This is a genomic window from Micromonospora sp. NPDC005298 (assembly GCF_040607375.1).
Lineage (GTDB): Bacteria > Actinomycetota > Actinomycetes > Mycobacteriales > Micromonosporaceae > Micromonospora.
Genome location: NZ_JBEXGP010000045.1, coordinates 1 through 12,049, shown reverse-complemented (window position 1 = coordinate 12,049; position 12,049 = coordinate 1). Strand labels below are relative to the sequence as shown.

At 71.4% G+C, this 12,049-nt stretch carries 8 protein-coding genes; 4 read left to right on the top strand and 4 right to left on the bottom strand.

The window, feature by feature from the left end; all coding sequences use genetic code 11:
• Nucleotides 1–146: 146 nt before the first annotated feature.
• Entirely contained in the window at nucleotides 147–800 is a 654-nt protein-coding gene (locus ABZS77_RS29960; RefSeq protein ID WP_354829685.1) for an MBL fold metallo-hydrolase, read from the bottom strand.
• Nucleotides 801–807: 7 nt separating this feature from the next.
• Nucleotides 808–1,524, bottom strand: a complete 717-nt coding sequence (locus ABZS77_RS29955; protein WP_354829684.1) for a maleylpyruvate isomerase family mycothiol-dependent enzyme — start codon at nucleotides 1,522–1,524, stop codon at nucleotides 808–810.
• A 179-nt stretch (nucleotides 1,525–1,703) separates the two neighbouring features.
• On the opposite strand from ABZS77_RS29955, the gene rsgA reads away from it, so the two are divergent.
• The 3 genes from rsgA (at nucleotide 1,704) to ABZS77_RS29940 (ending at nucleotide 6,573) form a co-directional block, all read left to right on the top strand.
• Nucleotides 1,704–2,774: a ribosome small subunit-dependent GTPase A gene (rsgA, locus tag ABZS77_RS29950; protein ID WP_354829682.1), complete on the top strand. Its 1,071-nt coding sequence runs from the start codon at nucleotides 1,704–1,706 to the stop codon at nucleotides 2,772–2,774.
• Between the two features lie 195 nt (nucleotides 2,775–2,969).
• Nucleotides 2,970–5,915, top strand: a complete 2,946-nt coding sequence (gene uvrA / locus ABZS77_RS29945) for an excinuclease ABC subunit UvrA (protein WP_354829681.1) — start codon at nucleotides 2,970–2,972, stop codon at nucleotides 5,913–5,915.
• A gap of 175 nt (nucleotides 5,916–6,090) precedes the next feature.
• Complete coding sequence (locus ABZS77_RS29940) at nucleotides 6,091–6,573, top strand: Rieske (2Fe-2S) protein (protein ID WP_354829679.1); 483 nt, start codon at nucleotides 6,091–6,093, stop codon at nucleotides 6,571–6,573.
• Between the two features lie 85 nt (nucleotides 6,574–6,658).
• Here ABZS77_RS29940 and ABZS77_RS29935 read toward each other — a convergent pair whose 3' ends face one another.
• Nucleotides 6,659–8,557 (bottom strand): M91 family zinc metallopeptidase, encoded by a 1,899-nt coding sequence (locus ABZS77_RS29935; protein WP_354829677.1) that lies wholly within the window; start codon nucleotides 8,555–8,557, stop codon nucleotides 6,659–6,661.
• A complete protein-coding gene (locus ABZS77_RS29930) occupies nucleotides 8,554–8,877 on the bottom strand; it encodes a hypothetical protein (RefSeq protein WP_354829675.1) in 324 nt (107 codons plus the stop codon). Before ABZS77_RS29930 ends, ABZS77_RS29935 begins: the two co-directional genes overlap by 4 nt.
• 131 nt (nucleotides 8,878–9,008) lie before the next feature.
• Between ABZS77_RS29930 and uvrC the strand changes: the two genes are divergently transcribed.
• The gene (uvrC, locus tag ABZS77_RS29925) at nucleotides 9,009–11,000 is read left to right on the top strand and encodes an excinuclease ABC subunit UvrC (protein ID WP_354829674.1); all 1,992 of its coding nucleotides are present in this window, start codon (nucleotides 9,009–9,011) and stop codon (nucleotides 10,998–11,000) included.
• Nucleotides 11,001–12,049: the final 1,049 nt, after the last annotated feature.

Genomic DNA, 12,049 nt, shown 5'->3' with positions numbered 1-12,049 from the left:
CCGGGGCGCTGCTGCCGGACATCAGGTCGGTGCAGAGGCCGGGGCTTGATCCCTGCGCCGGGCACGGCAGGCCCCCGCCCCGTTGTGCTGGCGGCTCGTCCGGTGGTCGCGCGACCTGCCGACCGGGGTGTCGATCTTCTAGGGCGTTACCAGCCGCGGGCTCGCCACTGGGGGAGGGCCGGGCGCTCGGCTCCCAGGGTGCTGTCCTTGCCGTGGCCGGGGTAGAACCAGGTGTCGTCCGGAAGCTTGTCGAACACCTTGTGCTCGACGTCGTCGATCAGCGCGGCGAAGCGCTCCGGGTCGTTGTCGGTGTTGCCGACACCACCGGGAAAGAGGCTGTCGCCGGTGAAGAGGTGCGGGGTGCCGGTCGGATCGCGGTAGAGCAGCGCGATCGAGCCCGGGGTGTGCCCCTTGATGTGGATGACCTCCAACGCGCAGTCGCCGACCGGAACCGTGTCGCCGTCGGCGAGACGTTCCGCCTCGATCGGCAGCCCCTCCGCGTCGTCGGCGTGCACGAGCGCCCGCGCGCCGGTCTTCGCCACCACCTCCTCCAGCGCCACCCAGTGGTCCATGTGCTGGTGGGTGGTCACCACGGCGGTCAGCCCACCGTCACCGATCAGCTCCAGCAGCCGGGGCGCCTCGTTGGCGGCGTCGATCAGCACCTGGTCGCCGGTGCCCGTGCAGCGCAGCAGGTAGGCGTTGTTGTCCATCGGACCCACCGACAACTTGCTGATGGTGAGCCCGTCCAGCTCGCGTACCGCCGGCGCGCCACCGTGGGTGACATCTCCGCTGTAGGTCATGAGGTTTCTATATCCATTCCGGTGGAGTAGGCAGGGGACCGTCGGGGGTGACGGCGAGCGTGTCGCCGCCGCCACGGCCGATCAGCCAGGCGGCGAGGTCGGGGGCGGGACCGGAGACGACCGGGGCGTCGGCCCGGTCGCCGATGACCACCTCGTGCGGGCTCCCGTCGACGCGCAACACCAGTGACGGCGGTGTCGCACCCGTCGCGTGATGGCTGGCGGCCTCACGCAGCAGTCGGTGGGTGAACGTGTCCGACCAGTCGGCGGGGCCGTAACCGGCGGCCAGGTCGAGGTGGTGCACCTCGATCTCCCGCAGGCGGCCCCAGACGAGCAGCGCGGCGGGCCAGGGGCCCCGTCGTGCCTGCACCGTGGCCGCCCACGCCTCGACCGGCATGGCCGCGACCGCCTCGGCGAACAGGTCCGCGGTGCGCCGCAGGTCGTCCAGGTGCTCGGCGGCTGACCGGCCCGCGCCGGTCTCGATGTCCGTCGTACGGGCTGCGAGGGACGCGTACATCGGCACCTGCTCCCCGGTGCGGGCCGAGGTGAGCAGGTTGACGAAGCCGTCGGCGTTGCGCGCCAGGTGGGCGAGCACGTGCCCGCGCGTCCAGCCCGGCAGCAGCGAGGGGCCCGCCACGTCGGCGGCGTCGAAGGAGGCCGCGGTGCGCAGCAACCGACCGGTGGCGGCGTCCACCTCACCCATCAGCAGCAGCGGATCCGTGGTCACCCGTAGACCCTAACGGTGAACCGGTCACGCCGTCGCAGGGGAAATCGCTTTCGGCGCGTCGGCGCGCGACCTACCGTCAGCGGCAGATGCGGCACCGGGACGTCGGACGGAGGTGGTGACCATGCCGGACGTGGCACGCGTGTACCGCCATCACCAGCTTCGACACCGATGAGGATGCCATGACGATCGACCTGACCGCCCTCGGCTGGGACGCCGAGCGCGCGGCGTACGCCGCCTCCCGGGACGAGTACCGCCCGGGCCGGGTGGCCCGGGCGGACCGGGGGGTCTGCACGGTGCTCACCGCGTCCGGCCCGGTCCGGGCCAGCCTGGGCGGGGCGGTGCTGGCCACCGCCGCCCGGGACCCGTCCGCGCTGCCCTGCGCGGGCGACTGGGTGCTGCTCGGGCAGTGGCCCGACCGTCGCCTCACCGTGGAGGCGGTGCTGCCGCGACGGACCGCCCTGATCCGCCGTACCGCCGGCAAGGACGCCAGCGGCCAGGTGCTCGCCACCAACCTCGACACGGCAGCCGTCGTCGAGCCGGTGCACCCGGAGCCGGACGTCGGCCGGATCGAGCGACTGCTCTCCCTGGTGTACGAGTCGGGGGCGCGGCCGATCGTCGTGCTGACCAAGGCCGACCTCGCGGCCGACCCGCCCGCGCTGGCCCGACAGCTCGCCGAGGTCGCCCCCGGGGTGCCGGTGCTGCCGGTCAGCGCCGAGCGCGGTGCCGGGCTCGACCCGCTGCGCGACGAGGTGGCCCCGGGCCGCACCCTCGGCCTGCTCGGGCCGTCCGGCGCGGGCAAGTCGAGCCTGGTCAACGCCCTCGCCGGCGCGGTGATGATGCCGACGCAGGCGATCCGGCGGGTCGACGGCAAGGGGCGGCACACCACCACCTGGCGGGCACTTGTGCCGATCCCCGGCGGCGGGGCGGTGATCGACACGCCAGGCGTGCGGGCGGTGGGCCTTCTCGACGGCCTGGTCGGGCTCGACCGGGCGTTCGCCGACATCGCCGGGTTGGCCGAGGGCTGTCGGTACGCCGACTGCGGGCACGACGGCGAGCCCGCGTGCGCCGTGCGGGAGGCGCTGCGCAGCGGTGAGCTGTCCACCCGTCGGTGGGAGAGCTGGCGGCGTCTGCAGGGTGAGGTGGCGCACGAGAGTCGACGCCGGGAGGCGCGGCTGGCCGCCGAGCGGCGTGGTGGATGGCGGTCGGCCCGACGGCGCGCGGCCCGGCCGCCGGCGCCCGGCGGCTACTGACGCCGGCGGTGCGGCGAGGGCTCGCGGGTGCGCGGCCGACCGTGCTGAGCTGGGGGAATGTGCGGGCGGGGAAAACTGTCGTACCTCGGGGCTAGAGTTGCCGAGGCGCGTTTTCCGCGCCCGCACGACCGCTTTCGAATCACACCAGAGCGGGACAGATCCTCCGCTTCATCTTCTCCCGGGAGTACACGCACCGTGGCCGACCGACTGATCATCCGTGGCGCGCGCGAGCACAACCTGCGTGACGTCAGTCTCGACCTGCCCCGGGACGCGCTCATCGTGTTCACCGGGCTGTCCGGGTCGGGCAAGTCGAGCCTGGCCTTCGACACGATCTTCGCCGAGGGGCAGCGGCGCTACGTCGAGTCGCTCTCGTCGTACGCCCGGCAGTTCCTCGGCCAGATGGACAAGCCCGACGTCGACTTCATCGAGGGGCTGAGCCCGGCCGTCTCGATCGACCAGAAGTCCACCTCGCGCAACCCGCGCTCGACAGTCGGCACCATCACCGAGGTCTACGACTACCTGCGCCTGCTCTACGCCCGCATCGGTGAGCCGCACTGCCCGGTCTGCGGTGAGCGGATCTCCCGGCAGAGCCCGCAGCAGATCGTCGACCGGGTCCTCGCGATGGCCGAGGGCACCAAGTTCATGGTGCTCGCCCCGGTCATCCGCGGCCGCAAGGGCGAGTACGTCGACCTCTTCGCCGAGTTGCAGGCCAAGGGCTACGCCCGCGCCCGCGTCGACGGCGTGGTGCACCCGCTGACCGAGCCGCCGAAGCTCAAGAAGCAGGAGAAGCACACCATCGAGGTGGTGATCGACCGGCTCACCGTCAAGCCCAGCGCCAAGCAGCGGCTGACCGACTCGGTCGAGGCCGCCCTGGGCCTGTCCAGTGGCCTGGTGCTGCTCGACTTCGTCGACCTGCCCGAGGACGACCCGGAGCGGGAGCGCCGCTACTCCGAGCACCTGGCCTGCCCCAACGACCACCCGCTCGCCATCGAGGATCTCGAGCCCCGGGTCTTCTCCTTCAACGCGCCGTACGGCGCCTGCCCGGAGTGCACCGGCCTGGGCACCAAGAAGGAGGTCGACCCGGAGCTGCTGGTCCCCGACCCGGAGCGCTCCCTGCGCGAGGGCGCCATCCAGCCCTGGTCCACCGGGCACAACCTGGAATACTTCCTGCGCCTGCTGGAGGCGCTCGGCGAGGCGCAGCACTTCGACGTCGACACCCCGTGGCGGGCGCTGCCGGCGCGGGCGCAGAAGACGATCCTGCACGGCTCCGACGACCAGGTGCACGTGCGCTACCGCAACAAGTACGGCCGTGAGCGCTCCTACTACACCGGCTTCGAGGGCGTGGTGCAGTGGATCGAGCGCCGGCACTCCGACACCGAGTCCGAGTGGTCCCGCGACAAGTACGAGGGCTACATGCGCGACGTGCCGTGCGCGGCCTGCGGCGGCGCCCGGCTCAAGCCCGAGGTGCTCGCCGTCACGCTGGCCGGCAAGAGCATCGCCGAGGTCTGCAACCTGTCCGTGGGGGAGTGCGCCGACCTGCTCGCCGGCATCGAGCTGACCGACCGGCAGAAGATGATCGCCGAGCGGGTCCTCAAGGAGATCAACGCCCGGCTGCGGTTCCTGCTCGACGTCGGCTTGGACTACCTCTCCCTGGACCGGCCGGCTGGCACCCTGTCCGGCGGCGAGGCGCAGCGCATCCGGCTGGCCACCCAGATCGGCTCCGGCCTGGTGGGCGTGCTCTACGTGCTCGACGAGCCGTCGATCGGTTTGCACCAGCGTGACAACCACCGGCTCATCGAGACCCTGATCCGGCTGCGCGGGCTCGGCAACACGCTGATCGTGGTCGAGCACGACGAGGACACCATCCGCACCGCCGACTGGATCGTCGACATCGGCCCCGGCGCGGGCGAGCACGGCGGCAAGATCGTGCACAGTGGCTCGGTTCCGGCGCTGCTGAAGAACAAGGAGTCGCTCACCGGGGCGTACCTGTCCGGGCGTCGGTCCATCCCGACGCCGTCGACGCGCCGCCCACAGGATGCGGGCCGGGAGCTGGTGGTGCACGGTGCGCGCGAGCACAACCTGCGCAACCTGACCGTCTCGTTCCCGCTGGGCCAGCTGATCGCGGTCACCGGGGTCAGCGGCTCGGGCAAGTCGACGCTTGTCAACGACATCCTGTACGCGGTCCTGGCCAACCAGATCAACGGCGCCCGGCTGGTGCCGGGCCGGCACACCCGGGTCTCCGGTCTGGAGCACGTGGACAAGGTCGTCGGTGTGGACCAGTCGCCGATCGGCCGGACGCCGCGCTCCAACCCGGCCACCTACACCGGGGTCTGGGACCACGTCCGCAAGCTCTTCGCCGAGACCACCGAGGCCAAGGTGCGGGGGTACGGCCCGGGGCGGTTCTCGTTCAACGTCAAGGGCGGTCGCTGCGAGGCGTGCTCCGGCGACGGCACCATCAAGATCGAGATGAACTTCCTGCCCGACGTGTACGTCCCCTGCGAGGTCTGCAAGGGCGCCCGGTACAACCGGGAGACCCTCGAGGTGCACTACAAGGGCAAGACCGTCTCGGACGTACTGGAGATGCCGATCGAGGAGGCCGCCGAGTTCTTCTCCGCCATCCCGGCCATCCACCGGCACCTCAAGACCCTGGTCGACGTCGGCCTGGGCTACGTACGCCTCGGTCAGCCCGCGCCGACCCTCTCCGGCGGCGAGGCGCAGCGGGTCAAGCTCGCGTCCGAGCTGCAGAAGCGCTCCACCGGTCGGACGGTCTACGTGCTCGACGAGCCGACCACCGGTCTGCACTTCGAGGACATCCGCAAGCTGCTCATGGTCCTCGAGGGGCTGGTCGACAAGGGCAACACGGTGATCACCATCGAGCACAACCTCGACGTGATCAAGACGGCCGACTGGCTGATCGACATGGGTCCCGAAGGGGGCCATCGGGGCGGGACGGTGCTCGCCACCGGCACACCCGAGGAGGTCGCCGAGGTGGCCGAGAGCCACACCGGCGAGTTCCTGCGTCAGGTGCTCAAGCTCGACGGCGAGGCCAAGGGCGCGGCAGCCGCCACCACCCGGGCCGCCAAGGCCAACGGTGTGACGAAGGCGCGGGCCAGCCGCAAGGTGCCGGCCGCCGCGCGCTGACCGACCCCGCGAGAGCGGGCCTGATCGATGTGTACGGGGCGGGTCCGGTCGGGCCCGCCCCGTTCGCATTTCCGGCGTCGGCCCGGCGGCGCGATGAACCATCCGGCACAGTGGCCCGTGTGAAGAAGTGCGGCCGGTCTTCGACCCGGCGCACTGGGCTAGCGAGAGGCGAGGCATGAGTGACGATCAGGCGCTGACCGGTCCGGGTACGCAGACCCGTCGAGCCCTTCTCACCGGCGTCGGGGCGGTCGGCGCGGCCGTCGTCCTGGCCGCCTGCGGCAGCGACGACGGCGGCGAGGGCGCCGCGCCGACCAGCGGTGGCCCGGCGGTGCCCAGCACCGGCGACGCCGGCGGCGGCGATCGGCAGAACGCCCAGTCGCTGGCCACCACGAACGACATCCCGGTCGGCGGTGGCAAGGTCCTCGCCGCAGAGGGTGTGGTGATCACCCAGCCCACCGCCGGTCAGTTCAAGGGCTTCAGCCCGATCTGTACGCACCAGAACTGCCCGGTGACGAACGTCGACGGCGGGACCATCAACTGCACCTGCCACGGCAGCAAGTTCTCGATCGAGGACGGCTCGGTGAAGGCCGGCCCGGCCACCAAGCCCCTGCCGCCGAAGGACATCAAGGTCACCGGAGACCAGATCTCCCTGGCCTGACCGCGCCCGCCCCCGTCCCCCCCGTCCCGCGTCGCCAGGGCGGGGGACGGGGGCGGCATGGCGTGTCGGGCCAGCCACGGCGGGGTCAGCCGCCGTACTCCTCGCCGTACGGCGCCGGGACGCCGTAGGTTTCCCGGTCGTCCAACCGCATCTCGGCGCGCAGTCCGTTCTCGGTGTATTCGATCGGGTGGCGGTCGTCGATCCCGAAATCGCCGTCGCCGTCCCGGTCGACAGGCAGCCCGGTGGCCTGGCGTTCGGAGTTGTTCACGCCCTCACCCACCTCGCTGGAGCCACCCGTTCCGGTGTCCGGATCGTCCGGGTTCACGTACTTTCCGTCGAGGGTGAGCTCGTTCTGGCGGTCGTACACGTGCGCCATCTCGTGGAACAGCACGGCTGATGGGGGTGCCTCGCCCTGGAAGTTGTCAAACGTGGGGTCGTACTCCAGGCTGGACACGCCGAACTCGCTGTATGTCGCTCGGCCGTGCGGGGGCCCGGACAGCTCAGTGACGGGGATGTCGCGCCCAGTGTCGTCCAATGCATCCAGCATGAGCCGGCCGTTCGGCGAGGACTCGAAGGTGTCCAGGTCGTCCCGTACCCGCTCGGTGAACTCGTCCGAGCCGTCGATCACCAGGCGGGAGCCGAGGTCGTTGGAGACGTCGACGTGCTCGACCTGCTCAGCGCCGTCGAAGACGTCGGCTCTCTCGGCGCCGGCTGTGCCGATCTCGCTCCGCGTCTGCCCGTACACCAGATCGCCTTCGGCCCCATGGGTGCCGCCCGACACGGTGTCGGTGCCCTGGCCGGTGTAGATCGTGTCATCGTCGGCGCCACCGGCGATCGTGTCGTCGCCACGGCCGCCCGAGAGCACGTCCGCTCCCCGGCCGCCGTCGAGGCTGTCGGCACCCCGGCCGCCGTCGAGAAAGTCGTAGTGGTCGCCGCCGGAGAGGCGGTCGTTGCCCGACCCGCCGTAGAGGGTGTCCTGACCCACCCCGCCGATGACCCTGTCCTGACCGGTGAAGCCGCTCAGGTAGTCCTGGCCCGCGCCGCCGCTCACGTGGTCGTCACCGGCCCCGGACTCGATCGTGTCCGCACCGTCGCCACCGAGCACGATGTCATCGCCGGCACCGGTGTGGATGCGGTCATCCCCCGAGCTGCCAAGTACGGTTACCGCGCCGACACCCGGGCCGACCGACACATCGTCGTCACCGGCCCCGCCGCGGATCGTCAACTCGAAGCCGTCCGGCACCCTCTGACTGACGGGGACCCCATTGAGCGAGAACTCCACCCTGAGTTCGCCGCTGAACGGGTCACGGACAACGCGGACTTCGTCGTTGCCACTGCCGGCATTGACGATCATCCGGCCCCCGACGAGGATCACGCTGGGCCCTGGCGGCTCGTCCGGCAGGCTGAACGGTGACGGGCCGCCGACGAACCGCTGCCACGCGGCGGTGATGGTCGCCAGGCCCTCGGAGATCGCCCGTAGGTTTGCCGCCGCCTCGTGATGCACCTCCCAGGCCGGCCGGCGGATCGCCTCAGCGGCGTCGATGGCGGTGTGCACTGCGGCGGCGCCAGCCGTGTCGGTCGGGGTGAAGGTCACCCGGTCGCCGGACCGATCGACCCGCACCGCCCTGGTCAACGCCTTCCAGTCCTCGTTGAGCAGCAGTTGGGCGCGGCCGAGCGCGTCCGCAAGGTGGTCGACCTCCCGAGCGCCGCGATCGGCCAGCGACGCGAACTCGTCGAGGTCCACGACCAGCTTGCGGCCGTGGCCTGCGTACGTGTCGGCGACCTCACCACTCCACCCGCTGTTGAACAACGCGTTCGCCCCGTGCTTGGTGTCCGCCGCGCTGTCGCGAGCCGCACCGGCGAGCCCGCGCCACGACTTGGCGGCGGCCATGAGCCGCTCCGGATCGGCCTTCAGGGACCACAGGTCGTCCGTGACGATCGGGGTCGGCGGCGCCCCGGTAGAGGGTGCTCCAGGGGAGGTCATGTCGACCCGCCGAACAGCCCACCCATCAAGCCGCTGGCCTCGTCGTCGGTCTGCTGGGTCGAGAACGCAACCAGGTAGAGGCGGTCGGCGTCGCCTTCCAACACCGCGTGCAGCGCGCCGGCGGCCGTCATCACCGCCTCCGTCGCGCTCTGGCAGGCGTCGTAGGCCAGGCCCGCGGTCGGCGTGTCGCCGAAGGCGGCCAACGGAGCCGGGAACTGCTCCTGCGCCAGCAGCATTTCATCGCCGAACTCCTGGGACGCGGTGAGTATCCGCTCCGCGAAGCCGGCAACCTCGCCTGGATCTACGGTGAAACCGCCCATGCAGGCAAGCTAGCCTGCTCCGCAGAAATTGACCTTCGTTGTTTCGCTATCCGTCAAATCTCTTCGCGCGGATCCTCTGACCCGAGGCCCGAACCGGGGTGATGTCCGACCCGCTGGCTAGGCTTGCTGGCGTGGCTGACCCCTCGACCTACCGCCCCGCACCCGGCACCATCCCGGAGCTACCCGGGGTCTACCGCTTCCGCGACGGCACCGGCCGGGTGATCTACGTCGGCAAGGCGAGAAACCTGCGCAGCCGGCTCAACTCCTACTTCGGCGACGTCTGGAACCTGCACGAGCGCACGAGGCAGATGGTCACCACCGCCGAGTCGGTGGACTGGATCACCGTCGGCACCGAGGTCGAGGCACTCCAGCAGGAGTTCACCTGGATCAAGCAGTACGACCCCCGGTTCAACGTCCGCTACCGCGACGACAAGTCGTACCCCTATCTGGCCGTGACCCTCAACGAGGACTACCCGCGGCTGCAGGTGATGCGTGGCGCCAAACGCAAGGGGGTGCGCTACTTCGGTCCGTACTCGCACGCCTGGGCCATCCGCGAGACCCTCGACCTGCTGCTGCGGGTGTTCCCCGCCCGGACGTGCTCCGCCGGCGTGTTCAAACGCGCCGGCCAGGTTGGTCGTCCCTGCCTGCTCGGCTACATCGGCAAGTGCTCGGCGCCCTGCGTGGGCACCGTCTCCGCCGACGAGCACCGCGCCATCGTCGACGGCTTCTGCGACTTCATGGCCGGCAAGACCGACACCATGGTCCGCAAACTCGAACGCGAGATGACCGAGGCGAGCGAGCAGTTGGAGTTCGAGCGGGCCGCCAAACTTCGTGACGACGTGGCCGCGCTGCGCCGCGCCATGGAGAAGCAGACCGTGGTGTTGGGCGACGGCACCGACGCCGACGTCGTCGCGTTCGCCGACGACCCCCTCGAGGCGGCCGTGCAGGTCTTCCACGTCCGCGACGGCCGGGTCCGCGGCCAGCGCGGCTGGGTGGTGGAGAAGACCGAGGACCTGACCACCGGCGACCTCGTCCACCACTTCTGCACCCAGGTGTACGGGGGCGAGCACGGCGAGTCCGACGTACCCCGGGAACTGCTGGTGCCCGAGCTGCCCGCCGACGCCGACGCCCTCGCGGAGTGGCTCTCCAACCACCGGGGCAGCCGGGTGTCGCTGCGGGTGCCGCAGCGGGGCGACAAGCGCTCACTCATGGAGACGGTCGAGCGCAACGCCAAGGACGCGCTGGCCCGACACAAGCTCAAACGGTCCGGCGACCTCACCACCCGGGGCAAGGCACTGGACGAGATCAGCGAGGCGCTGGGCATGCGCACCTCGCCGCTGCGCATCGAGTGCTTCGACATCTCGCAGATCCAGGGCACCGACGTGGTGGCCAGCATGGTGGTCTTCGAGGACGGGTTGCCCCGCAAGAGCGAATACCGGCGCTTCATCGTCCGTGGCGCCACCGACGACCTCTCCGCGATGTCCGAGGTGCTGCGCCGTCGCTTCGCCCGCTACCTGGACGCGCGGGCCGAGACCGGCGAGGTGGGCGTCGAGTCGGCCGACGACCCGATCACCCCGGAAGACGCGGCTGAGCCGCAGATCGGTGCGCTGATCGATCCGACGACCGGCCGGCCGCGCAAGTTCGCGTACCCGCCGCAGCTGGTGGTCGTCGACGGCGGCGCCCCACAGGTCGCGGCCGCCGCACAGGCTCTCGCCGACCTGGGCATCGACGACGTCGCCCTGTGCGGGCTGGCCAAGCGACTGGAGGAGGTCTGGGTCCCCGACGACGAGTTCCCGATCATCCTGCCGCGCACCTCCGAGGGCCTCTACCTGCTGCAACGGGTCCGCGACGAGGCCCACAGGTTCGCCATCACCTTCCACCGGCAACGCCGCTCGAAGCGGATGACCGAATCGGCACTCGACCACGTACCCGGACTCGGCGAGGTGCGGCGCAAGGCGCTGCTGCGGCACTTCGGGTCGCTCAAGCGGCTCTCAGCCGCAACCGTCGAGGAGATCACCGAGGTGCCCGGGGTGGGTCGGCGCACCGCCGAGGCGATCCTGGCCGCCCTCGGGATGGGCGAGCGCGCCGACGAGAGCGCGGAGGCCACGACCCCCGGCGCGTAACGCCGTCCGCTGGCGCTCGCCGGCCGGTCCCGCCCGCCTCGCCTCGTGCGCGGTGCCGGCCCCGCTTCGTGGTCCGTGCCGGCCCCGCTTCGTGGTCCGTGCCGGCCCCGCTTCGTGGCCCGCCCCGTCCGGCCCGTGCCCGATCCCGCCCGACGTCCTGTTTGTGGGCATATGCGCCTCCTGTTGTGTGCGATCCGGGTCCGCGCGTGCGGGGTCGCGGCGGGTGGGCGTCGTGTTGGTCGCACCGGCGGGTGCCGCTGGCGCGCCGGTCCCGCATGATCGTGCTCGATCCTTGTTGTAGTGGTCTCCCGCGCCGTTGAGGGGCCTCTTTCCTGGATCGAGCACGATCTTGGGCGGGTGGGTCGTTCGTCGGCGCGCTGCGGGTGTCGTCCGGTGCGTGCTGGGCCCGGCGATCCCCGCGAGGCTGAGTCCGCTCGCGATGCCTGTCGGATTCGGCTGCGAGCCGCTACTGCTCTCCCTGCCAGGCGGGGAGAGGTACCCGGTCGCGGGTGTCACCCGACTCGAACAGGGCCGCGCCACCAGCCCGTCGCGTGTGCCCGGCAGAGGTGTCCGGACGGAGCCAGATCCAACGGGTGTGCGGGTCGGGGCGGTTGGGGTCCGGATGGGCGGCATGTCGGTTCGGGCCGGGTGCGGTGATGTGTGGTGTCCGCCGTTGTGAGGTTTGTGCCGTGGGCGGGGTCACCCTGGGGGTGGAATCGGGGGCCGGGCGGGGTCGTTGTACCTGGCATGCCGCCGCGACTTCGGGTCGCGGGGGCGAGGGTGGTCCCCGGGGAACACCGGCCCGGCCGCCGCGGTTACATCCCCCGGCACGATCAAGCAGCCGCCTGCCGTGAGGCCTGGAATGGTCCGCCGTCCCCGGCTGTTGCACGGTCTCCCGATGCCGGCCCGCACGGGCCGCCGGGTGAGAAGACTTCCCCCCCCCGCTTTGCACGCCCCCCCGGGGTGTGTCGTGTACCCCCGACAGGCAGAGGAGCACGCCATCATGCGTACCGATCTGATCCGTAAGACCGCCCTGACCGCCGCTGGCC